Source organism: Pseudomonas sp. S2_A05 (genome assembly GCF_054668485.1).
On sequence record NZ_CP162775.1, the window covers coordinates 5,565,194 to 5,587,263 of the forward strand.

General features: G+C 61.5%; 19 protein-coding genes and 1 pseudogene. 12 read left to right on the forward strand and 8 right to left on the reverse strand.

Features of this window, described 5'->3' with window-relative positions; all coding sequences use genetic code 11:
• The first annotated feature begins 7 nt into the window (after positions 1–7).
• A complete protein-coding gene (gene mmsB / locus AB4O12_RS25115) occupies positions 8–895 on the forward strand; it encodes a 3-hydroxyisobutyrate dehydrogenase (protein WP_252877399.1) in 888 nt (295 codons plus the stop codon).
• A 200-nt stretch (positions 896–1,095) separates the two neighbouring features.
• On the opposite strand, the gene AB4O12_RS25120 is transcribed toward mmsB, so the two are convergent.
• Together AB4O12_RS25120 and AB4O12_RS25125 are read right to left on the reverse strand one after the other, a co-directional pair.
• Positions 1,096–1,446 (reverse strand): cupin domain-containing protein, encoded by a 351-nt coding sequence (locus AB4O12_RS25120; protein WP_016770579.1) that lies wholly within the window; start codon positions 1,444–1,446, stop codon positions 1,096–1,098.
• A 41-nt stretch (positions 1,447–1,487) separates the two neighbouring features.
• A complete protein-coding gene (locus AB4O12_RS25125; RefSeq protein WP_460059901.1) occupies positions 1,488–2,426 on the reverse strand; it encodes a LysR substrate-binding domain-containing protein in 939 nt (312 codons plus the stop codon).
• A 216-nt stretch (positions 2,427–2,642) separates the two neighbouring features.
• Here AB4O12_RS25125 and AB4O12_RS25130 point away from each other — a divergent pair, with 216 nt between their 5' ends.
• On the forward strand, positions 2,643–3,407 hold the full coding sequence (locus tag AB4O12_RS25130) for a sulfite exporter TauE/SafE family protein (RefSeq protein WP_460059902.1): 765 nt from the start codon (positions 2,643–2,645) through the stop codon (positions 3,405–3,407).
• On the opposite strand, the gene AB4O12_RS25135 is transcribed toward AB4O12_RS25130, so the two are convergent.
• Complete coding sequence (locus AB4O12_RS25135; RefSeq protein ID WP_460059903.1) at positions 3,397–3,711, reverse strand: putative quinol monooxygenase; 315 nt, start codon at positions 3,709–3,711, stop codon at positions 3,397–3,399. The genes AB4O12_RS25130 and AB4O12_RS25135 overlap by 11 nt on opposite strands.
• Positions 3,712–3,892: 181 nt before the next feature.
• On the opposite strand from AB4O12_RS25135, the gene AB4O12_RS25140 reads away from it, so the two are divergent.
• The 7 genes from AB4O12_RS25140 (at position 3,893) to AB4O12_RS25170 (ending at position 11,118) form a co-directional block, all read left to right on the forward strand.
• Positions 3,893–4,483: an NADPH:quinone oxidoreductase MdaB gene (locus AB4O12_RS25140; protein WP_095180328.1), complete on the forward strand. Its 591-nt coding sequence runs from the start codon at positions 3,893–3,895 to the stop codon at positions 4,481–4,483.
• A gap of 108 nt (positions 4,484–4,591) precedes the next feature.
• Positions 4,592–5,503, forward strand: a complete 912-nt coding sequence (locus AB4O12_RS25145) for a LysR family transcriptional regulator (RefSeq protein ID WP_252887289.1) — start codon at positions 4,592–4,594, stop codon at positions 5,501–5,503.
• Between the two features lie 103 nt (positions 5,504–5,606).
• Positions 5,607–6,500 carry an NAD-dependent epimerase/dehydratase family protein gene (locus AB4O12_RS25150; protein WP_460059904.1) on the forward strand — a complete coding sequence of 298 codons (894 nt, stop codon included), beginning with the start codon at positions 5,607–5,609 and terminating at the stop codon, positions 6,498–6,500.
• Positions 6,501–6,865: 365 nt separating this feature from the next.
• Positions 6,866–8,215 carry a GntP family permease gene (locus tag AB4O12_RS25155; RefSeq protein ID WP_150743425.1) on the forward strand — a complete coding sequence of 450 codons (1,350 nt, stop codon included), beginning with the start codon at positions 6,866–6,868 and terminating at the stop codon, positions 8,213–8,215.
• Positions 8,216–8,231: 16 nt separating this feature from the next.
• Entirely contained in the window at positions 8,232–9,092 is an 861-nt protein-coding gene (locus AB4O12_RS25160; RefSeq protein ID WP_024011492.1) for a MurR/RpiR family transcriptional regulator, read from the forward strand.
• 1 nt (position 9,093) lies between these two features.
• Positions 9,094–10,551 carry a D-aminoacylase gene (locus AB4O12_RS25165; RefSeq protein ID WP_460059905.1) on the forward strand — a complete coding sequence of 486 codons (1,458 nt, stop codon included), beginning with the start codon at positions 9,094–9,096 and terminating at the stop codon, positions 10,549–10,551.
• Between the two features lie 198 nt (positions 10,552–10,749).
• A complete protein-coding gene (locus AB4O12_RS25170; RefSeq protein ID WP_016771789.1) occupies positions 10,750–11,118 on the forward strand; it encodes a glyoxalase superfamily protein in 369 nt (122 codons plus the stop codon).
• Between the two features lie 252 nt (positions 11,119–11,370).
• Here the strand turns inward: AB4O12_RS25170 and AB4O12_RS25175 are convergent, their stop codons facing one another.
• Together AB4O12_RS25175 and gliR are read right to left on the reverse strand one after the other, a co-directional pair.
• Positions 11,371–11,736 (reverse strand): DUF6124 family protein, encoded by a 366-nt coding sequence (locus AB4O12_RS25175; RefSeq protein ID WP_095180333.1) that lies wholly within the window; start codon positions 11,734–11,736, stop codon positions 11,371–11,373.
• Between the two features lie 478 nt (positions 11,737–12,214).
• Positions 12,215–13,231, reverse strand: a complete 1,017-nt coding sequence (gene gliR, locus AB4O12_RS25180) for an AraC family transcriptional regulator GliR (RefSeq protein WP_460059906.1) — start codon at positions 13,229–13,231, stop codon at positions 12,215–12,217.
• 188 nt (positions 13,232–13,419) lie between these two features.
• On the opposite strand from gliR, the gene AB4O12_RS25185 reads away from it, so the two are divergent.
• The 3 genes from AB4O12_RS25185 to AB4O12_RS25195 are packed head-to-tail and all read left to right on the forward strand — an operon-like array spanning position 13,420 to position 18,163.
• Positions 13,420–15,024 carry an FAD-binding oxidoreductase gene (locus tag AB4O12_RS25185; protein ID WP_460059907.1) on the forward strand — a complete coding sequence of 535 codons (1,605 nt, stop codon included), beginning with the start codon at positions 13,420–13,422 and terminating at the stop codon, positions 15,022–15,024.
• Positions 15,021–16,616: a glycerol-3-phosphate dehydrogenase/oxidase gene (locus tag AB4O12_RS25190; RefSeq protein ID WP_460059908.1), complete on the forward strand. Its 1,596-nt coding sequence runs from the start codon at positions 15,021–15,023 to the stop codon at positions 16,614–16,616. Before AB4O12_RS25185 ends, AB4O12_RS25190 begins: the two co-directional genes overlap by 4 nt.
• The gene (locus tag AB4O12_RS25195) at positions 16,613–18,163 is read left to right on the forward strand and encodes an FGGY-family carbohydrate kinase (RefSeq protein ID WP_460059909.1); all 1,551 of its coding nucleotides are present in this window, start codon (positions 16,613–16,615) and stop codon (positions 18,161–18,163) included. Before AB4O12_RS25190 ends, AB4O12_RS25195 begins: the two co-directional genes overlap by 4 nt.
• An 879-nt stretch (positions 18,164–19,042) precedes the next feature.
• On the opposite strand, the gene AB4O12_RS25200 is transcribed toward AB4O12_RS25195, so the two are convergent.
• From AB4O12_RS25200 to rimJ, 3 genes and pseudogenes are all read right to left on the reverse strand, one after another.
• Complete coding sequence (locus AB4O12_RS25200; protein WP_370593494.1) at positions 19,043–19,906, reverse strand: methyl-accepting chemotaxis protein; 864 nt, start codon at positions 19,904–19,906, stop codon at positions 19,043–19,045.
• A gap of 42 nt (positions 19,907–19,948) precedes the next feature.
• A pseudogene (locus tag AB4O12_RS25205) lies at positions 19,949–20,827 on the reverse strand (methyl-accepting chemotaxis protein); the annotation flags it as partial.
• 282 nt (positions 20,828–21,109) lie between these two features.
• Positions 21,110–21,697 (reverse strand): ribosomal protein S5-alanine N-acetyltransferase, encoded by a 588-nt coding sequence (gene rimJ, locus AB4O12_RS25210; RefSeq protein ID WP_122508189.1) that lies wholly within the window; start codon positions 21,695–21,697, stop codon positions 21,110–21,112.
• Positions 21,698–22,070: the final 373 nt, after the last annotated feature.

Genomic DNA, 22,070 nt, shown 5'->3' on the forward strand with positions numbered 1-22,070 from the left:
TTCGATCATGAAAATCGCATTTATCGGGCTAGGCAACATGGGCGCGCCGATGGCGCGCAACCTGATCAAGGCCGGCCACTCGTTGAACCTGGTCGACCTGAACAAAACCGTGCTGGCGGAACTCGAGCAACTGGGCGGCACCATCCGCGCTTCGGCCCGCGAGGCGGCGGAAGATGCCGAACTGGTGATCACCATGCTCCCGGCCGCGGTGCATGTGCGCAGTGTCTGGCTGGGTGAAGAGGGCGTGCTCGCCGGCATTCGCCAAGGCGTGCCGGCGGTGGATTGCAGCACCATCGATCCGCAGACCGCCCGCGACGTCGCAGCGGCCGCCGCCAAACACGGCGTGGCCATGGCCGATGCGCCGGTCTCCGGCGGTACTGGCGGTGCGACGGCCGGAACGTTGACCTTTATGGTTGGCGCCACCTCGGAACTGTTCGCCACCCTGCAACCGGTGCTGGCGCAGATGGGCCGCAACATCGTCCATTGCGGTGAAGTCGGCACCGGCCAGATCGCCAAGATCTGCAACAACCTGCTGCTGGCGATCTCGATGGTTGGCGTCAGTGAGGCGATGGCGTTGGGCGATGCGCTGGGGATCGACACCGGCGTGTTGGCCGGGATCATCAACAGCTCGACCGGGCGCTGCTGGAGTTCGGAGATGTACAACCCGTGGCCGGGCATCGTCGAAACGGCGCCGGCCTCGCGCGGTTATACCGGCGGGTTCGGTGCAGAACTGATGCTCAAGGATCTCGGGCTGGCGACGGAAGCGGCGCGGCAGGCGCATCAACCGGTGGTGCTCGGCGCGGTGGCACAGCAGTTGTATCAGGCGATGAGTCAGCGCGGTGACGGTGGGAAAGACTTCTCGGCGATCATCAACAGCTATCGCAAGCCGCAGTAACGCGATCAGCCCTTTGTGGGGAGGGGGTTTATCCCCGTTGGGTTGCGCAGCAGCCCTCTACATTGTGTCAGGCAAACCGAGTGCTCAGGGTTTGCGACTGCTGCGCAGTCGAGCGGGGATAAATCCCCTCGCCACAGGTTTTAGCAACGCCGGGATATTTGCCGGGAAATCACGTCGGGTGATTTCCCGGCTTTTGTGCATCAGGCGAAGACGAAGTATTTGCGCACGGTCTCGACCACTTCCCACGTGCCTTTCATGCCCGGCTCAACCACGAAGATATCGCCAGCACGCAGATGAATCGGCGCCATGCCGTCCGGGGTGATCACGCAGTAGCCTTCCTGGAAATGGCAGTACTCCCACTTCACATAATCGACGCGCCACTTGCCCGGTGTGCAGATCCAGGTGCCCATGATCTTGCTGCCGTCTTCGCTGGTGTAGGCGTTGAGGTTGACGGTGTGCGGGTCGCCTTCGAGTTTTTCCCATTTGCAGGCGTCGAGCACTGGCAGCGGGTGGGTGTCGCGCAGAACGGTGATTGGGGCGGTCGCGGTCATGGGGACTCCGGGCAGGTGGACTTGAGAATTGAAGTCGCACCCTATAGCGGCCGGTCGCCGCTCAGTTGTCTGGGGTCGACATCGGAGTGCTCAGAAACGCGCGCAGCAATAAGTGCTTGTAACAGCGCTTGGGCATAACCCGGCAGCGCGGCGAAGTCTTTCGCGCAGAGCAATAACGCGCGGCGCGCCCACGGCTCATTCAGGGTCACGCACTGGAACCGTTTGAGCGCCGTACGTTCGACAGCGGCCAAGGGCACGATGGCCAGTCCCGCCCCTCGGGCGACCATACGCATCGCGCCATCAAAACCATCGGCGCGAATGCGCACCTGCATCCGTGCGCCGCTGTGCAGCGCCTGTTCTTCCAGATAAATCGCCAGTGCGCTGTCGGCGCTCAATCCGACAAAGTCGTGCTGCAACGCGTCGCTGAAACTGACCTCGGTGGCGTCGGACAACGGGTGATCGAGCGGCAGAATCAGCACCAGCGGATCATCACGAAACGCCTGGGTCTGCAGGCCGTTGGTGTCGACCGCGTCGGACACAATCCCCAGATCCGCTGCGCCTTCACGCAAGGCATGAGTAATTCGCGCACTGGGCAGTTCCTGTAGATCAATGTCGAGATTGGGATGGCTGCGCAAAAAGTCCGCGAGCACTTCCGGGAGGTACTCGGTAATCGCCGTGGTGTTGCATAACAGCCGCACCTGGCCTTTGACGCCATGCGCATAATCGGCCAGATCCTGCTGCATGCGTTCGGCCTGTTGCAAAAGAATGCGCGCGTGGCGGGCGAGGGCTTTGCCGGCTGGCGTCGGGGTGACGCCACGGCGGCCGCGGTCGAGGAATTCAGCGCCCAGCGAGGCTTCCATCGCGCGGATTCGGGCGCTGGCGGCGGCGAGGGACAAGTGGCTGCGGGCGGCGCCGGCGGTGATGTTGCCGGTGTCGAGGATATGCAGGTAGAGGCGCAGGTCGGTGAGGTCGAAGTGCATGGGGTTTGCCTGTGGTTTCGCGGTGGCTGGGCTGGCCCTTTCGCGAGCAGGCTCGCTCCCACAGGGACTTATGTACAGCGCAGATCCCGTGTGGGAGCGAGCCTGCTCGCGAAGAGGTCAGATGCCTCAAAGCCGATGTCAGCCTCTTGCAAAGGAAGAGGCTGCCTAAGTATATGGCAGATTTTCCCCCAGCCCGAATCAGTGCACATTACCCCAATGCACAAACTGACCGACTTCTACCAAACCCTCGGCCTGACCCTTTCTCTACTGGTCATCGCCACCTTCCTCCTCGCCGGCACGGTCAAAGGCGTGATCGGCCTCGGCCTGCCCACTGTCGCGATGGGCCTGCTCGGTCTGGCTATGGCGCCGGCGCAGGCAGCCGCTTTGTTGATCGTCCCCGCGACCCTGACCAACCTCTGGCAACTGGCCTTCGGCGGTCATCTGCAAGGATTGATCAAACGCCTCTGGCCCATGCTGCTGATGATCTTCCTCGGCACCGGCATCGGCACCCTCTGGCTCGACATGTCCAGCGGACATTGGGTAGTGCGCGGACTTGGCGCGGCGCTGTTGCTGTATGCATTGAGCGGATTGTTCTTGCCCACGCTACACGTCAAATCCGCGCATGAATCGTGGCTCGGCCCGCTGTGTGGCCTGATCACCGGCGTCATCACCTGCGCCACCGGCGTCTTCGTGATTCCGGCGGTGCCGTACCTGCAAGCGCTGGGGCTGAGCCGCGATGAGCTGGTGCAGGCGCTCGGCCTGTCCTTCACCGTCTCGACCCTGGCGCTGGCCGCTGGGCTGCTCTGGCACGGCGCACTCGGCGGTGGCGAATTGAGCGCCTCGCTGCTGGCGCTGATCCCGGCCATGCTTGGCATGTTGCTCGGTCAGTGGCTGCGTCAGCGCATCAGTGCGGTGCTGTTCAAGCGGGTCTTCTTTATCGGACTGGGCACGCTCGGCGCCCATTTGCTGATCAGCGGCTAGCCGACGATTCGCTGAGCATGTCGATCGGGCGGATATCGAAATCGCGCTCCAGATAATCCATGCGTTTGGCGAAGAACGCTTTCATGTGCGGCAACGCCGAGTGCACATCCAGATGCGCCTGGCTGGCCCAGATCTCGTAGAAGATAAACAGCGTCGGATCTTCCTTGTCGCGCAGCATGTGGTACTCGATGCAGCCCGGTTCGGCGCGGCTTGGCTCGACGTAAGCGCGGAACAGCGCTTCGAATTCGGCGGCTTTTTCCGGGTGGGTCTTGGCGTGCAGGATGAAACCCTGGCGTTCACTCATCACAACTTCCTCAAAAGCAGAAAGCGGCGATGCTACGGCAACAATTGGCGATCGATTCGTGCGTTTTGATCAAATGTATTTTGCGTCGATGTGGCTGTTTTCGCGCGAGATCGATGGTTAATCTGCGGCCATTCCAATTCCTGTTTCAATCCAGCCTTGAAGGCTGCGCCGAGGTTTTCCGATGAAGAAAGTGCTGTTGCTCAATGGCGGTAAAAAATTCGCCCATTCCGATGGCCGCTATAACACCACCCTGCACGAAACCGCGCTGAGCGTGCTGGATCGCGGCGGTGTCGACGTCAAGACCACGTTTATCGACGAGGGCTATGACGTTGCCGAAGAAGTGGCGAAATTCCTCTGGGCCGACGTGATCATTTATCAGATGCCGGGCTGGTGGATGGGCGCGCCGTGGACGGTGAAAAAGTACCTCGACGAAGTCTTCACCGAAGGTCACGGCAGCCTCTACGCCAGCGACGGCCGCACCCGTTCCGATGCCTCGCAGAAGTACGGCAGTGGCGGTCTGATTCAGGGCAAGCAATACATGCTGTCGCTGACCTGGAACGCGCCGCAGCAAGCCTTCGATGACCCGACGGATTTCTTCGAAGCCAAAGGCGTGGACGCGGTGTACTTCCCGTTCCACAAGGCCAACGAGTTTCTGGGCATGACCGCGCTGCCGACCTTCCTCTGCGTCGACGTAATGAAGCGTCCGAATATCGAAAACGATGTGGCGCGTTATGAGCAGCATCTGACTGAGGTGTTTGGCCTCAAGGCTTGAGGCTTTCAGGCTAATATCGGGGTCACAGCAAAAGATCGCAGCCTTCGGCAGCTCCTGCAGAGGGCATGGCGATTGGTTGCGATCTTGGCGATTCCAAAGAGGACACCCGTGAAAGCCAGATCCGATGAGTTGCAGATTTTCGTCTGCGTGATCGAGTGCGGTTCGATTTCCGCCGCCGCCGAGCAGGTCGGCCAGACGCCGTCGGCCGTCAGTCGCACGCTGTCGAAGCTCGAAGCCAAGCTCGACACCACGCTGATCAACCGCACCACGCGACGCATGGACCTGACCGAGGAGGGCAAGTATTTCTTCGAACAGGCCAAGTTGATTCTCGACCAGATGGATCAACTCGAAGAACGCCTGTCCTCGCGCCAGCAGACCCCATCCGGGCGCCTGCGCATCAACGCTGCCTCGCCGTTCATGCTCCACGCCATCGTTCCCTACATCGACGAATTCCGGCAGCTGTACCCGGACATCCTGCTCGAACTCAACAGCAATGACCTGATCATTGACCTGCTGGAACAAAGCACCGACGTCGCCATCCGCATCGGCACCCTCGCCGATTCGACGCTGCACGCGCGTTCGCTCGGTTGCAGTCCGTTGATGATTGTTGCCAGCCCCGCCTATTTGAAAAAGCACGGTGCGCCACGACAAGTGGCGGATTTGAGCGAACACACGTTGCTCGGCTTTACCCAGAACGAAGGCCTCAACCAATGGCCGCTGCGCTATGTGCATGGCGACCGCTGGCCGATCACCCCGGCAATCAGCGCTTCCAGCGGCGAGACCGTGCGCCATTTGGCACTGGAAGGGCAGGGCATTGCCTGTCTGTCGCATTTCATGACCATCGACGACATCCGCGCCGGACGCCTGAAAGTCCTGCTCGGTGAATTCAACAGTGGCTATCGCCAGCCGATCAACGCCGTGTACTACCGCAACTCGCAACTGGCGTTGCGCATTCAGTGTTTCCTCGACTTTATCCAGGGCAAACTCGCCGCCTACGCCAGCGCCGAATTCAAGGGCTGATTCGTGATCCCTGCGCAAGAGTGAATTGGCCGAGGGCGGGTTTTTCGCCGGGTTTCATCGGCCGATACTCGCTGCATCACTTATTCACGCAGGGAGTTTCTCCATGAACGTATTCGTTACCGGCGCGGCCGGATTTATCGGTGGGTCCATCGCCACCGGCCTGGTGCAGGCCGGGCACAACGTCACCGGCCTGGTGCGCAGCGCGGAGCAGGCTGATGAGCTGAAAGCATTGGGCATGAACGCGGTAATCGGCACCCTCGATGACAGCCAATTGCTGGCGCAACGGGCGCGTGCTGCCGATGCCGTCATCAACGCTGCTAGCAGCGATCATCGCGGTGCGGTGGAAGCGTTACTCGACGCTTTGCGCGGCTCGAATAAAGTCTTTCTGCACACCAGCGGTTCGAGCATCGTCGGCGATGCCTCCGGCGGCAAATCCAGCGATGTCATTTATTACGAAGACCACCTGCCGCAACCGACTGTCGATAAGGCCGATCGCGTAGCCATCGACAACCTCGTACTCGCGGCGGCGAAGGATGGCGTGAACTCGGCGGTGATCTGCAACACCTTGATTTACGGCCACAGCCTTGGCGTCAAACGCGACAGCGTGCAATTGCCGCGACTGCTCAAGCAGGCGCGCAAGAGCGGCGTGGTGCGCCACGTTGGCAGCGGCCAGAACATCTGGTCCAACGTGCACATCGAAGACGTCGTCGCCTTGTATCTGCTGGCGCTGACCAGGAATGTGCCGGGCACTTTCTACTTTGTCGAGAGCGGTGAAGCCTCGTTCATCGACATGACCACCGCCATGGCCGAAGCCCTCGATCTGGGCAAACCGCAAGACTGGCCATTGCCTGACGCCGAAGCCGAATGGGGCTACGAAATGGCCAACTACGGCCTCGGTTCCAACAGCCGCGTACGCGGCAAACACGCCCGGGAACTGCTGGGCTGGACGCCGAAGCGCACGTCGGTGGTTGAATGGATTCGTAACGAAATGGTGTGAGTCCAGCGCGCACCGAGTGAAGCCATTCGCGAGCAGGCTCGCTCCCACAGGTGACCGCGTTCTGCCTGGAAAAATGTAATTCCTGTGGGAGCTGGCTTGCCAGCGATAGCGGTGGATCAGTCGCCACCCATGTTGAACGTGGCGCCGTCATCGCTGGCAAGCCAGCTCCCACAGGGACTTTGTGGTGGCCAGGAAGCCATGAAAATCCCGCCCTCCGATTTTCATTAATCACGACACGCCATACCCATCAGCGACACACCTTGTCTCTCCACGAAAATTAATTTCATGCGGTTTGAAATCTCTATCTCGAAATGATTTATGAGTTTCACAACCCATTCGAACGTGACCCTTTCGAGGAGTACCGCATGACGCCTTCCTTCGGCTATTGGCTGCTGGTCTACGCCGCCGTGGCCATCATCGCGCTGATCGTGTTGATCGCCCGTTACCGGCTCAATCCGTTCATTGTCATCACCCTGATTTCCCTGGGCCTGGCGTTGGTGGCCGGGATGCCGCCGTCGGCGGTGGTCGGTGCGTATGAGGCGGGCGTCGGCAAGACGTTGGGGCATATTGCGCTGGTGGTGGCGTTGGGGACGATGCTCGGCAAGATGATGGCCGAGTCCGGTGGAGCCGAGCAGATGGCGCGCACGCTGATCGAGCGATTCGGCGAGAAGAACGCGCATTGGGCGATGGTCTGCATCGCGTTTCTGGTCGGCTTGCCGCTGTTCTTCGAAGTCGGTTTCGTCCTGCTGGTGCCGATCGCTTTCACAGTGGCGCGCCGGGTTGGCGTGTCGATTCTGATGGTCGGTCTGCCGATGGTCGCCGGCCTCTCGGTGGTGCATGCGCTGGTGCCGCCGCACCCGGCGGCGATGCTCGCGGTGCAGGCCTATCAGGCCTCGGTCGGGCAGACCTTGTTGTACGCGATCGCGATCGGCATTCCGACCGCGATCATCGCCGGCCCGCTGTACGCGAAATTCATCGTGCCGCGCATTCAATTGCCGGCGGACAATCCGCTGGAAAAGCAATTTCTCGAGCGCGAGCCGCGCGACAGATTGCCGGGTTTCGGCATCACCATGGCAACCATTCTGCTGCCGGTGGTGCTGATGCTGATCGGCGGCTGGGCCAATCTGATTTCCACCCCCGGCAGCGCTTTCAACCAGTTCCTGCTGTTCATCGGCAATTCGGTGATCGCGCTGTTGCTGGCGACTTTGCTGAGCTTCTGGACGCTAGGGATTGCCCAAGGTTTCAACCGCGAATCGATCCTCAAATTCACCAACGAATGCCTCGCGCCCACCGCCAGCATCACCTTGCTTGTCGGCGCTGGTGGCGGCTTGAACCGGATACTGGTGGATGCCGGCGTTACCGATCAGATCGTCGGCCTCGCTCACGAATTTCACCTGTCGCCGCTGATCATGGGCTGGTTGTTCGCTGCGCTGATGCGCGTTGCCACTGGCTCGGCCACCGTGGCGATGACCACCGCATCAGGCGTTGTCGCGCCGGTGGCCATCGGTCTGGGTTATCCACACCCTGAGCTTTTGGTGCTGGCGACCGGCGCGGGCTCGGTTATCTTTTCCCACGTCAACGACGGCGGCTTCTGGTTGATCAAGGAATACTTCAACATGACGGTCGCGCAGACGTTCAAGACCTGGACCGTGCTCGAAACGCTGATTTCGCTGGTCGCTTTCGCGCTGACCGTCGGCCTTTCCTACCTGCTGTAACCGGAGCCCGCCGCCCATGGACATCCTCTACCAGATCCGCGCCCGCCAGGATTCCTTCAGCGCCGGCGAGGGGCGCATTGCGCGGTTGATGCTCGACGATGTCGGGTTTGCCGCCAGCGCGAGCCTCGAAGACCTCGCACAACGCGCAGAGGTCAGCACCGCCACGCTGTCGCGCTTTGCCCGCACGGTCGGCTGCCGTGACCTGCGTGATCTACGTCTGCAACTGGCCCAGGCCAGCGGCGTTGGCAGCCGTTTTCTGGACCCGGCGGGCACGCCCGAGCAGTCGGCGTTCTACGGGCAGATTGTCGGCGACATCGAAACCACGCTGCGCCAGCATCTGGCCGGTTTCGATGAATCGCGCTTCGCCGACGCAGTGAAATTGCTCAGCCAGGCGCGGATGATTCACGCGTTCGGCATGGGCGGTTGCTCGACCCTGTGCAGCGATGAATTACAGGTGCGTCTGGTGCGCCTCGGTTACCCGATTGCGGTGTGTCATGACGCGGTGATGATGCGCGTCACCGCCGCCAGTTTGAACGCCGAGCAAGTGCTGATTGCCTGCTCGCTGACCGGCATCACCCCGGAGCTTTTGGAAACCGTGGAGCTGGCGCGCAATTACGGCGCGCGCATTCTCGCCATCACTCGCGGCGATTCACCGTTGGCCGAACTGGCCGACGTCGTCCTGCCGCTGCAAGGCGCGGAAACCTCGTTCATCTACAAACCGACGGCGGCGCGCTACGGCATGCTGTTGGCCATCGACGTGCTCGCCACCGAACTGGCGCTGGCCAGCCCTGAAGACAATCAAGAACGTCTGCGGCGAATCAAACTCGCCCTCGACGAATACCGTGGCGGCGACGATCACCTGCCGCTGGGAGACTGACATGCAGTACGACACCCTGATCCGCAACGCGCTGGTTATCGACGGCAACAACACGCCGGGCTACCGCGCAGACGTGGCAATTCTCAATGGCCGCATCGAGCGCATTGGTGACCTGTCTGACGCCCGCGCCAGCGAAGAAATCGACGCCGCCGGCCGGGTGCTGGCGCCGGGTTTCATCGACGTGCACACCCACGACGACACCGTGGTCGTTCGCCAACCCGAGATGCTGCCCAAGCTTAGCCAAGGCGTGACCACGGTGATTGTCGGCAATTGCGGCATCAGTGCTTCGCCGGTCACTTTGAAGGGCAATCCGCCGGACCCGATGAACCTGCTCGGCAGCGCAGCGGCGTTCGTCTATCCGCGTTTCAGCGACTACCGCGCCGCCGTCGAAGCGGCCAATACCGCGCTGAATGTCGCCGCGCTGGTTGGCCACACGGCGCTGCGCAGCAATCACCTCGACGACCTGTTCCGCACCGCGACCCCCGACGAAATCACCGGCATGCGCGAGCAGTTGCGCGACAGTCTCGAGGCTGGCGCGTTGGGTTTATCCACAGGCCTGGCCTACGCCAGCGCCTTCAACGCCTCGACCGATGAAGTCATGCAACTGACCGAAGAACTGACGGCGTTCGGCGCGGTGTACACCACCCATCTGCGCAGCGAATTCGCCCCGGTGCTGGAGGCGATGGACGAAGCATTTCAGATCGGCCGACACGCGCAATCGCCGGTGATCATTTCTCACCTCAAATGCGCCGGCGTCGGTAACTGGGGACGCAGTCCGAACTTGCTCGCAGCGCTGGAAGAGGCAGCGAAAACCCATCCGGTCGGCTGCGATTGCTATCCCTATGCGGCGAGTTCCTCGACTCTGGATTTGAAGCAAGTCACCGACGCCCACCGCATCACGATCACCTGGTCGACACCGCACCCGGAAGTCAGCGGGCGCGACCTGATCGACATTGCTGGCGAATGGAAACTGTCGCTGGAAGAAACCGCGAAACGTCTGCAACCGGCGGGCGCGGTGTACTACGGCATGGACGAGGCCGACGTCAGAAGAATCCTTGCCCATCCACTTTCGATGGTCGGCTCTGACGGACTGCCCGAAGACCCGTTCCCGCATCCGCGCCTGTGGGGCGCTTTCCCACGGGTGCTGGGCCATTTCAGTCGCGACGTCGGGTTGTTTCCTCTGCACACCGCCGTGCACAAGATGACCGGCCTGTCGGCGGCGCGTTTTGGCTTGCAGGAAAGAGGCGAGATTCGTGCAGGACATTGGGCGGATCTGGTGTTGTTCGACCCGGCGACCGTGCGTGACGTGGCCGATTTCAACGATCCGCAGCGGGCCGCTCAGGGGATTGAAGGGGTGTGGGTCAACGGCGTTTTGAGTTATCGCGACGGACAGGCGAATGGCAGCAGGGCAGGGCGGTTTCTGGCTCGCGAAGGTAATTTGCGCGAAGGATTTTATTGATGATGATGGCGCCAAAAGATCGCAGCCTTCGGCAGCTCCTACAGGAGATCGCATTCCAATGCAGGAGCTGCCGAAGGCTGCGATCTTTTGATCTATGTCTCATAGTGGCACTGTGCAATTAAAGAAAGCCATCCACAAGCCGATTTGCTGACATCCTCCCCGTCTACACTGTGGGGCCAATCAGTCAGGGAGCACCCCATGAGCTTCGGCAAAACCACCCCGATCCTGCGGATCTTCGATGAGGCCAAGGCTGTCGAGTTTTACGTCGATTTTCTCGGTTTCAAGATCGACTGGCAGCATCGCTTCGAAGCGAATTTTCCGCTGTATCTGCAGGTGTCGCGGGGCGAGTGTGTGCTGCATCTGTCCGAGCATCACGGCGATGCCTGCCCGGGTTCGGCGCTGCGTATCGAGACCGATGAGCTGGAGGCGTTTCAGCAGCAACTGATGGCCAAGGATTACAAGTTCTCGCATCCGCAGATTCAGGCGATGCCTTGGGGGAGTCAGGACATGACCATTGCCGATCCGTTTGGCAATCGGTTGGTGTTTACCAATGCGATCAGTCTTTGATCTGCATGCCTGAGATCAAAAGCCCCTCACCCTAGCCCTCTCCCGGAGGGAGAGGGGACCGACCGAGTTGACCGTGCTTCAAACGTCTACCTGAACGACCGTGTCGAATATGGATTCACAGCGATCATTTCAGGTCGGCGTATTTCGTGAGCATCGCACGGTCGGCCCCCTCTCCCTCTGGGAGAGGGCTGGGGTGAGGGCAATCCCTGACACCCCACCAAAATCAGCCCACACCAAATCCCCCAAAAACCCTCAATCAGTCGGCACCAACCGATCCAGCACCCGATTCACCGCCATCTCCGCCACCATCACAATCTGCGCAATGCCCTGCAACGTCTTGCGCTGCGAGCCGTTCACCAGCCCCGCCTGATCGTTGAGCATCACCGTCGCCGACCCCAACGTTTCGCAGGCATCGGCCAGCAGCGATTCGTTGTCGGCCTCGGGATTGGCCATGTACAGCGTGTTGGATTTGTAGGGCGGGGCCATGAACTCAGCGCTGGACGGGCCGAGGTAATGGTCGAGGGCGCGGTCGGCGGCTTCGTGGAATTTCTTCGAGTCGGCGGATTCGTAGGGGGATGCCGAGTCGGTGGGGGGCGGGTTTGGGGTTACTTTGAACATGAATGCTTGCCTCTTATGAAGCTGCATCCGTTTCGCCGCTAAGCAAAGGGAGGCAGCTGTGCGCAAGTTAGCGGACCGGTAAGCATTCAACCCGGTGCATCCGAAGATGCCATGCGCACAGCCACCATCGAGTGCAGGCGGGAGCCTGACCGGATTGGACTTGTACAACCGGAATGCTGTCCGAGCCGCTAAGTTCGATCACTGAGAAATCAGTGACCGAATCAAGTTAACGGCAGGCCCCAAGGCGCACAAGCCGGCGGATTCTGGCGCAGGCGTAGGCAGCGGCGCAAGGAATTGTGGGTGGTTTCGCTGAATGTCTGGCGGCTTTAAACAGTTGTGCCAAGACGCGTTTAATCGGTGTGGCAAATGACGCCTTCGCGAGCAGGCTCGCTCCCACCAGGGGCTGCGGTGAACTCGGAAATGCAGGCAACCGAGAACTACTGTGGGAGCGAGCCTGCTCGCGAAGAGGCCATCAGCATCACCGCCGATTCCGCAGCCGAAACTCCCCCGGCGGCATCCCGCGCCAGCTCTTGAACGTGCGATGAAACGAGCGCGGTTCGGTGAAGCCCAGATACTGCGCAATGTCCTGAATGGGCAACGTGCTGTTGAGCAAATAATGCTCGGCCAGTTCCTGACGCAGCTCATCGAGAATCTGCTGATACGACGTCCCGACCTGCTGCAATTGCCGCTGCAACGTGCGCACCGAGACGCTGAGCTGTTCGGCCACTTGCTCCTTGCGCGGCAAGCCCTCCTTGAGCAAACCGCGCAGGATGTTTTTCACCTGCTGCGCCAGCGACGCATCTTCCAGCGTCGCCAGCAAATCCATCGCGTGTTCTTCCAGGGTTCGCAGCAATTGCGCATCGGCCTGGCGCAGCGGCAACTGCAAATACGCCAGCGGCACCACCAGCGCCGAATACCCCTGATCGAACCGCACCGGGCAGCCGAAAAACGCCTCGTACTCGGCCTGCGTCACCTCATCCGGCCGCGCATGCTCCAGCCATACGCAGGCCGGTGACAGCTGCGTGTCGGCGATCCAGCGCGCGTAGTGCAGCCACGAACCGAGCACGTTTTCCACCAAATGCCGACGAATCCGTGGCCGCTCGTAGCGGCAGGTCCAGATCAGATGCACGTGCTCGCCCTGCACCTGGGCGCGGCTGACACCCATGTCGCCGACGAGTTTTTCGAACGGCATGATCCGGCTCATCGCATCGCCCAGCGTCGCGCAATTCATGGTGATGTAACCGAGCACGCTCCACGAATTGGGCAGGACGAAATTCGCCGCATGCAGCCCGAACAACCCATCGCCGGAGTGCTCGCAGAAATAATCCAGCAAGCGCTCGTGAACCTCACCCGGCAGGCGCAAGGTGTTGTCGCTCAACTGCTGCGCCTGCAACCCGGCCGCCGCCAATGCAGGCTCGATGGCCATGCCCAACTGTTCGGCATGACGCAGGTATTTGAGCAGCGGCGGAACGGAAGTGAAGCCAAGCGATGGCATGGTCGCGGTCCTTTGATCGACGGCGCGTGAGCGAATGAATGCCGCAAGGTAAGTGGATTGCCCGGCGAAAGTAAATGGCCGGACGTTTGGCGCCATTCGCTACATGATCTGGCCGGATGCGACCGTGACAGATCTCCAGCGCTGACTAGTATGCAAGCTTGATCCAACGGCAGAAAAAGGACACACGCATGCGACGCTGGAACGGCTGGGGAGAGGCAGGCACGGTGGTCGAACTGCCGGCCCAGGGCGCGACATTTCTCCACGAACGCTTGGGCGCTGGCCGGGCATTGCCCGATGCGACCCTGGCAGCGGCGTTGGCGCAAGTGCCGACCTCGCGTCTGGTGCCGCATCGCTTGTACAGCGTCGATACTCACGATCGCCTGCTGCACGCTCGCGGCCAGAGCCTGCCGGATTGGTTGGCATTACGCGAAGGCGCGCTGGGTACTTATCCCGATGCCGTGGCGTTTCCCGAAACCGCCGAGCAGATCCGCCAATTGCTGGCCCTCGCCCATGATCAGGACCTCTGTCTGATTCCCTATGGCGGCGGCACGTCGGTGGCCGGACACATCAATCCGCCAAACTCCGCGCGCCCGGTGCTGACGGTGTCGCTGGCGCGGATGAATCGTCTGACCGACCTCGACGAACAGAGCCTGCTGGCGACGTTCGGCCCGGGCGCCAGCGGGCCGCAAGTCGAAAGCCAATTGCGCGCGCGCGGCTACACGCTGGGACATTTCCCGCAGTCATGGGAGCTGTCGACGCTGGGCGGTTGGGTGGCCAGTCGTTCCAGTGGCCAGCAGTCGTTGCGCTACGGGCGGATCGAGCAATTGTTTGCCGGCGGCACCCTGGAAACGTTCGCCGGGCCTCTGCAGATTCCAACCTTTCCCGCGTCGGCGGCAGGTCCCGATCTGCGTGAAATGGTGCTCGGTTGCGAAGGCCGTTTCGGGATCATTTCCGAGGTCAAAGTGCGAGTCAGCGCGTTGCCGGCGGACGAACGTTTCTACGGTGTGTTCCTGCCCGACTGGCCGCACGCGCTGCAAGCAATCCGGCAACTGGCGCAGGCGCGCGTACCGCTGTCGATGCTGCGTCTGTCCAACGCGGTGGAAACCGAAACGCAACTGGCGCTGGCCGGCCATCCGCAACAGATCGCCTGGCTGGAGAAGTACCTCAAGCTGCGCGGCGCCGGCGACGGCAAATGCCTGCTGACCTTCGGTGTCACCGGCAATCGCCAGCAAAACGCACTGTCGCTGAAACACGCGCGCCAGCATCTGAAAGCCTTCGGCGGCGTGTTCACCGGCACCCTGCTGGGCAAGAAGTGGGCGCAGAACCGCTTCCGCTTTCCCTACCTGCGCGAGAACCTGTGGAACGCCGGTTACGTGGTCGACACCCTCGAAACCGCCACCGACTGGAGCAACGTCGACCACTTGCTCAGCCTCATCGAAAACAGCCTGCGCGACGCCTTGGCCGCCGAGGGCGAGCGCGTGCATGTGTTCACTCATCTCTCGCACGTTTACGGCGAAGGCTCGAGCATTTACACCACTTACGTTTTTCGCCCGGCAGCGGACTATGCGGCGACGCTGGCGCGCTGGCGGATGCTCAAACACGCGGCCAGCCAGACCATCGTCGACAACCACGGCACCATCAGCCATCAGCACGGTGTCGGCAAGGATCACGCGCCGTATCTGCTGCGCGAAAAAGGCCCGCTGGCGATGCAGACGTTGCAGGCGCTGAGCGAACATTTCGACCCGGAGGGGCGCCTCAACCCGGGCACGCTGTTGCCAGAGTCGCGGCCATGACGGCGAACTGGAACGCGCAGTGGCGCGAACAGATCCTGCCGACGCTGGCGGATGAAACCTGGGACCTGATCGTCATCGGCGGCGGCATCAGCGGCGCCGGAATCGTCCGCGAAGCCGCGCGCCGGGGCTGGCGTTGTCTGCTGCTGGAGCAGCGCGATTTTGCCTGGGGCACCTCCAGCCGATCATCGAAAATGGTCCACGGCGGTTTGCGTTACATCGCCAAGGGCCAGTGGCGCCTGACCCGCGATTCGGTGCGCGAGCGCCAGCGTTTGCTTGATGAAGCGCCGGGGCTGGTCGAGCCGATGAGTTTCATGATGCCGCACTATCGCGGCGGCTTTCCCGGGCCGCGCGTCATGGGCGGCTTGCTCTCGGTGTACGACGCGCTGGCGGGGCGGCGCAACCATCGTTTTCATGACGCGCAGCAACTGCGTTTTCTCGCCCCCGGGGTGAAGGAAAACGGCCTGCTCGGCGGCAGCTGTTTTGTCGATGCGCTGACTGATGACGCGCGGCTGGTGATGCGCGTACTGCGCGAGGCCCGGGCCGATGGCGCGGTGGTGCTCAATGGTGTGCGGGTCACGCAACTGCTGCGTGAAGGCGGGCGCGTGTGCGGGGTTCAGATCGAAGATGGCGAGGGCGGCGCCACGCTGCAATTGCGCTCCGCTGTGTTGGCCGTGGCCACAGGCGCGTGGGCTGAGCGCCTGCGTCCCGTTGAGTCAGCGAAGCAATTGCGCCCGTTGCGCGGCAGTCATCTGTTGCTGCCGGGCTGGCGTTTGCCAGTGGCGCAGGCGTTCACTTTTCTGCATCAGCGCGATCGGCGCCCGGTGTTCGTGTTTCCGTGGGAGGGCGCGACGGTGGTCGGTACCACGGACCTCGATCATCGCGAGGACCTCGACCACAGCGCGCGCATTTCCAGCGACGAACTCGACTATCTGCTCGCCGCGTGCCAGCAGCAATTTCCCGGCGCCGAAGTGGGCGTCGACGACGTGCTGTCGACCTGGTCAGGCGTGCGTCCGGTGGTGGGCAGCGCAACGGGTGCGCAGCAGGGCAAACCTTCCAACGAGACCCGCGAACATGTGTTGTGGCAGGAGCCGGGTTGCGTGACTTTGGCCGGCGGCAAACTGACCACATTTCGTCCGCAAGCGATCGAAGTGCTCAAGGCGTGTGCGGTGATGCTCGGGCGTTCTTTTGTCGATGACGGCGCGCCGGTGTTCGCCGCTGTGCCGCCGCTGACGATTGCGGGACTGAGCGGCAATCAATGGCGACGCCTGGCCGGACGTCACGGTCGAGACCTGCCGAGGCTGGCGCAATTGCTCGGCGAACTCGGTCTGGAAACGGTTGGCGCCACCGATACTTTGTGGGCAGAGCTGGCGTTTGCCTGCGAGGCGGAAATGGTTGTGCACCTGGATGATTTGCTGCTGCGTCGCACCCGTTTGGGCCTGTTGCTGCCGCGCGGTGGCGAGGATTATTTGCCGGCGATCCGCACGCTGTGCCAGCCACGATTGGCCTGGGATGATGAGCGCTGGCTAGCGGAAATTCAGCGTTATCGATTGTTGTGGCTGCGCGATCACGGGTTGCCGGAGATCACCCCATGAAATACCTATTAGCCATCGACAACGGCACCCAGAGCGTGCGCGCGTTGCTCTTCGATCTGCAGGGCAATCTGCTCGGCAAGGGCAAAGTCGACTTGCAGGCGTACTACTCGACGCAACCCGGTTGGGCCGAGCAGGATCCGGACTATTACTGGGCGAAACTCGGCGAGGCCTGTCAGCAACTCTGGCAGCAGACCGGCATCGACCGTGCGCAGATTGCCGGGGTGTCCCTGACCACCCAGCGCGGCACTGTGATCAACGTGGACGCCAAGGGCAAACCGCTGCGCCCGGCAATTGTCTGGCTCGATCAACGTCAGGCTGAGGTCGAGGGCGGCATCAAGGGGCCGTGGGGCTGGCTGTTCAAACTGGTCGGCGCCCAAGCGACGGTGGATTATTTTCGCGCCCAGGCCGAGGCCAACTGGATCGCCTGGCATCAGCCCGAGGTGTGGGCGGCGACTGACAAGTTTTTGCTGCTCTCGGGTTTTCTCACCCATCGCTTGTGCGGGCGCTTCGTCGATTCGGTCGGCTGCTGCGTCGGCTATCTGCCCTTCGACTTCAAACGGCTGAAATGGGCGGCGCCGCGCGACTGGAAATGGCAGGCACTGGCGGTGCGCCCGGAGCAGTTGCCGAGCCTGCACAAACCCGGCGAAACCCTCGGCTACATCACAGCCGAAGCCGCCCGCCACACCGGCATCCCCGAGGGCCTGCCGCTGATCGCGGCGGGCGCGGACAAGGCCTGCGAAGTGATCGGCTCCGGCGTGGTCGACGCACGCACCGTGTGCCTGTCTTACGGCACCACCGCGACGATCACCAGCACCCGCTCGCGCTACCCGGAAATCGTCCCGCTGATCCCGCCGTACCCCTCGGCCGTGCCCGATCAGTACAACTGCGAAGTGATGATCTATCGCGGCTACTGGATGGTCAGTTGGTTCAAGAACGAATTCGGCCTGCGCGAGATGCAGCAGGCGAAAGCCCAGGGCATCGAGCCGGAGCAACTGTTCGACGCGCTGGTCAACGAAGTGCCCCCGGGCTCGATGGGCCTGATGCTGCAACCCTACTGGTCACCGGGCATCCGCGAACCGGGCGTGGAAGCCAAAGGCGCGATGATCGGCTTCGGCGACGTACACACCCGCGCGCATATCTACCGGGCGATTCTCGAAGGACTGGCCTACGCGCTACGCCAAGGCATGGAGAATATCGAGCGACGCTCAAAAGTCTCGATCCAGCGCCTGCGCGTCGCCGGCGGCGGCTCACAAAGCGACGCCGCCATGCAACTGACCGCCAACATCTTCGGCCTGCCGGCAGAGCGCCCGCATGTGTATGAAGCCTCCGGGTTGGGGGCGGCGATATGCTGCGCGGTGGGGTTGGGACTGCACAGGGATTTCCCATCGGCCATTGCGGCGATGACTCGGGTTGGAGCGGTCTTTAACCCACAACCCGAGGCGCAGGAGATTTACCAGCAACTGTACAAAGACGTCTATCTGCGCATGTACCGGCAGCTCAAACCGCTGTACCAAAGCATCCGCAAAATCACCGGGTATCCCGAATAGTCCCGACACCATACACCCCAGTGGGAGCGAGCCTGCTCGCGAAGGCGGAGTGTCAGTCAATGATGATCTGAATGATCCACCGCTTTCGCGAGCAGGCTCGCTCCCACAGGGATTTTCGGTGAGCTCAAAATCCGGTGAGTCACACAAATCCAAATGTGGGAGCGAGCCTGCTCGCGAAGGCGCAGCGTCAAGCAATGTTGATTTGATTGACCCACCGCCATCGCGGGCAAGCCCGCTCCCACAGGGGTATTGCGGTGTGCTCAAAATCCAGCGACCCACACAAATCCAATGTGGGAGCGAGCCTGCTCGCGAAGGCGCAGCGTCAAGCAATGTTGATTTGACTGACCCACCGCCATCGCGGGCAAGCCCGCTCCCACAGGAATTTTGCGGTGTGCTCAAAATCCAGCGACCCACACAAATCCAATATGGGAGCGAGCCTGCTCGCGAAGGCGCAGTGTCAGGCGACGTTGGTTTGACTGACCCACCGCCATCGCGGGCAAGCCCGCTCCCACAGGGATTTTCGGTGAGCTCAAAATCCTGTGAGTCACATAAATCCAAATGTGGGAGCGAGCCTGCTCGCGAAGGCGCAGTGTCAGGCAATGTTGATTGGATTGACCCACCGCCATCGCGGGCAAGCCCGCTCCCACAGGGGTATTGCGGTGTGCTCAAAATCCAGCGACCCACAGAAATCCAATGTGGGAGCGAGCCTGCTCGCGAAGACGGAGTGTCAGGCACTGTTGATTTGGCTGATCCACCGCTTTCGCGAGCAGGCTCGCTCCCACAGTTATCGAGGTGAACACATCAACAGTGGTCGACCACGAAAACCTGTGGGAGCGGGCTTGCCCGCGATTCGGTTTCAGCTACAGCGCAAAACCAACATCAAACGCGGAAGTGGCTGACCATCTGCTGCAACTGACCACCCAACCGCGCCAGTTCAACACTCGACGCTGCCGTCTCATCACTCGCCGCTGCGGTCTGCTCGGACACGTCGCGCACGTTGATGATGCTGCGGCTGATCTCTTCGGCCACGGCGCTTTGCTGTTCGGCAGCGGCGGCGATCTGCTGGTTCATCGACTGGATGTTCGACACTGTACGGGTGATGTTTTCCAGCGAGGCGCCGGCCTTGCGCGTCAGGGCGACGCTGCTGTCGGTCAGCGCGCGGCTGTTGTTCATCACTGCCGAAACCTGCTGGGTGCCGTTCTGCAGACCGGCGACCAGACCTTCGATTTCCTCAGTCGACTTCTGCGTACGCTGAGCCAGACCGCGCACCTCATCGGCCACCACGGCAAACCCACGCCCGGCTTCACCGGCACGTGCCGCTTCAATCGCGGCGTTGAGCGCGAGCAGGTTGGTCTGTTCGGCAACAGCCTTGATCACGTCCATGACGCTGCCGATCTTGTCGCTTTCCTGTTGCAGCACGCTCATCGCTTCGGTCGAACGCACCACTTCGCTGGCCAGACGCTCGATCTGCGCGATGGCCTCATTCACAACCTTGTCGCCTTCACGGGCCTCGCCGTCCGCAGCAGCGGCAGCTTGCGACGCTTCCTCAGCATTACGCGCAACTTCCTGCACAGTGGCAGTCATTTCGTGCATGGCAGTGGCGACCTGATCGGTCTCGACTTTTTGGCTGTTCACACCGGCGCTGGTCTGTTCGGTTACAGCCGACAACTCTTCAGCGGCGCTGGCAATCTGGGTAACGCCGTCGCGGATGCCGCTGATCAAGTCACGCAGGGTCACGCCCATGCGCGCGATGCCTTGCTGCAACACGCCGAGTTCGTCGCGGCGGGTAACGGTGACATTCTGGGTCAGGTCGCCGCTGGCGATGCGCTCGACCACGGCGAGGGTTTCCTGCAACGGACGGGTGATCTGACGGGTGATGATTACCGCAGCAATCACGCCAACCAGCAGCGCCAGCAACGTACTGATCAACTGGAAGGTGCGCGCCTGGGCACTTTCGGCGTCACGGCGATCAAGCTGGATCTGGTACAGCTGTTCGCTCAGGGCGACGATGGTGGTGCCCTGATCGGTCATTTCCTTACGCGCCTGCACCGCCTCGGTGTTGGCGTTCTTGTACGCCATCAACGCACTGCGATAGCTGGTCAGCGCGGTTTCCAATTGGCGCAGGGCATCCTGCTGAGTCGCGGCAAATTGCGCATTCAGTGGCTTGAGACTGGCGATGGCCGCGTCGATCTGGCCGACGGCTTTCTGCTCGGTTTCGGCATTGCTGGTCGCGGTGTAACCACGCACTTCATAGCGCGCGAGGATGAAGGCTTCCTTCGCGGCAGTAACCGCCTGGAACTGCTCGAAACGCTGATCGCTCAACTCCATCTGCTGCACGCGCTGGCTGATCGATTCGATCAGGTTGTAGGCGTTCTGGGCATTGACGCTCATGGTGTCGCGGGCGCTGTTGCCGGTGCGATAGGCGTTGCGCATTTTGTTCAGCGAGGTCTGGTATTCAGCGATGGTCGCCGCCTGCTGCTTGAGCAGTTTGACGTTCTCCGGACTCTTGAATTTGCTGATCAACGCCTGCTGCTGAGCAGCGAAGCTTTCCAGGGTGGTCTGCACATTCTGCGCGGCGGTTTCGTCGCCATTGGTCAGCATGTATTGCAGGCGCACCACGCGCAGTTTGGTCAGGCCAGCGTTGAGCTGGGTGATGTCGCTCATCCAGTTGCTGCGGTCGATCAGGCCGCCGAGGCTGGTCCAGCCGGTCAGCGCCAGAACGCAGGTCAGGGCCAGCACCAGGCCGAAGCCCAGGCCGAGTTTCATGTTCACGCTGATGTTACCGAACCAGCTATTCATGCAAATCCTCCAGAAACGTTGGGTTTCTTGGTCGTCAGTTAAGCTGGAAGATTGTTGTTCTTTTGAGCCAGCAGGGGTGTTAGCAGGTCTGTATCGGCCGCAAACCCGAGAGCTGAAAGGATTTTTGTCGGACAGATTTCGCGCAACTCAACCCAGGCGCCGCGACCAGCGCTGATCCGGCGCCTCGAACCCCGGATTGACCAGCGCCGTCAGCACATGATCCTGCCAACGCCCGGCAATGTTGAGATACGCCTTCGCATAGCCCTCACGCTCAAAACCCAAACGCTCAAGCAAACGCGCACTGCGCTCATTGCCCGGAATGTAATTGGCCATGATCCGATGCAGATTCTGCACATCGAACATATAACCAATCCCCGCCTCCAGCCCCTCCTGCATCAAACCCTGCCCCTGATGCGCCTCATCGATGTGATAACCCAAATAACACGCCTGAAACGCCCCACGAATAATCCCGCTGAAATTGCACGCTCCAATCATCTGCTGACCGTCCGGCGACAGCAGCGCGAAATGCATGGCTAACCCGGCTTCGAAGGCGCTGGCCTGGATCTCCAAGCGACGGCGGATGTTGGCGGTGGAGAAGTAGTCGGTGGTGCGGATGGGCGACCACGGCGCCAGGTGGCGGAGGTTGCGCTGGTAGAACGCGCTTTCGAGCTCGGCTTGATCGGGAGAGAGGATCGCCAGCGTCAGGCGCGGGCAGGGCAGGGATAACAGCGGCATCGAGCGCTCCTTGGCGAGGGATCTGCTGGCAGAGTCGCGCATATGGTGGGGAGCGGCAAGATATGGAGAAGCCGAGGCGAAAAAAAGCCCGCTAGGAGCGCGGGCGAACCGTAGTTTTTTGAATGAGCGGGGGGATTTTATGGGATTGGTCGGGTGGGCGTGGTGAAGAAAAGTTCATCTCGTGCGCATCGGAGCAAGCTAACCCGACTTCAAAAAAACGGTAACCGTAGTTTGCGAGTGATTCGTTATCAGGCCGAAGGGGAAAAGCGCTATCTCAATATAGCTGTATATCTAGCCAGTATTTTCTGTTGGCTTATCCCCTAATTTATGGCTTTATGCGGTCTAAAGTCAGCTTCTTCGCCATGTCGCCGAT

Bases quoted from the DNA above. Each gene is read 5' to 3' on its own strand.
- AB4O12_RS25170 (WP_016771789.1), top strand. From the start codon at position 10,750: ATGAGCTTCGGCAAAACCACCCCGATCCTGCGGATCTTCGATGAGGCC.
- AB4O12_RS25150 (WP_460059904.1), top strand. From the start codon at position 5,607: ATGAACGTATTCGTTACCGGCGCGGCCGGATTTATCGGTGGGTCCATC.
- AB4O12_RS25165 (WP_460059905.1), top strand. From the start codon at position 9,094: ATGCAGTACGACACCCTGATCCGCAACGCGCTGGTTATCGACGGCAAC.
- AB4O12_RS25140 (WP_095180328.1), top strand. From the start codon at position 3,893: ATGAAGAAAGTGCTGTTGCTCAATGGCGGTAAAAAATTCGCCCATTCC.
- AB4O12_RS25155 (WP_150743425.1), top strand. From the start codon at position 6,866: ATGACGCCTTCCTTCGGCTATTGGCTGCTGGTCTACGCCGCCGTGGCC.
- AB4O12_RS25195 (WP_460059909.1), top strand. From the start codon at position 16,613: ATGAAATACCTATTAGCCATCGACAACGGCACCCAGAGCGTGCGCGCG.
- AB4O12_RS25135 (WP_460059903.1), bottom strand. From the start codon at position 3,711: ATGAGTGAACGCCAGGGTTTCATCCTGCACGCCAAGACCCACCCGGAA.
- AB4O12_RS25185 (WP_460059907.1), top strand. From the start codon at position 13,420: ATGCGACGCTGGAACGGCTGGGGAGAGGCAGGCACGGTGGTCGAACTG.
- rimJ (WP_122508189.1), bottom strand. From the start codon at position 21,697: ATGCCGCTGTTATCCCTGCCCTGCCCGCGCCTGACGCTGGCGATCCTC.
- gliR (WP_460059906.1), bottom strand. From the start codon at position 13,231: ATGCCATCGCTTGGCTTCACTTCCGTTCCGCCGCTGCTCAAATACCTG.
- AB4O12_RS25175 (WP_095180333.1), bottom strand. From the start codon at position 11,736: ATGTTCAAAGTAACCCCAAACCCGCCCCCCACCGACTCGGCATCCCCC.
- AB4O12_RS25200 (WP_370593494.1), bottom strand. From the start codon at position 19,906: ATGGGCGTGACCCTGCGTGACTTGATCAGCGGCATCCGCGACGGCGTT.
- AB4O12_RS25120 (WP_016770579.1), bottom strand. From the start codon at position 1,446: ATGACCGCGACCGCCCCAATCACCGTTCTGCGCGACACCCACCCGCTG.
- AB4O12_RS25190 (WP_460059908.1), top strand. From the start codon at position 15,021: ATGACGGCGAACTGGAACGCGCAGTGGCGCGAACAGATCCTGCCGACG.
- mmsB (WP_252877399.1), top strand. From the start codon at position 8: ATGAAAATCGCATTTATCGGGCTAGGCAACATGGGCGCGCCGATGGCG.
- AB4O12_RS25160 (WP_024011492.1), top strand. From the start codon at position 8,232: ATGGACATCCTCTACCAGATCCGCGCCCGCCAGGATTCCTTCAGCGCC.
- AB4O12_RS25130 (WP_460059902.1), top strand. From the start codon at position 2,643: ATGCACAAACTGACCGACTTCTACCAAACCCTCGGCCTGACCCTTTCT.
- AB4O12_RS25125 (WP_460059901.1), bottom strand. From the start codon at position 2,426: ATGCACTTCGACCTCACCGACCTGCGCCTCTACCTGCATATCCTCGAC.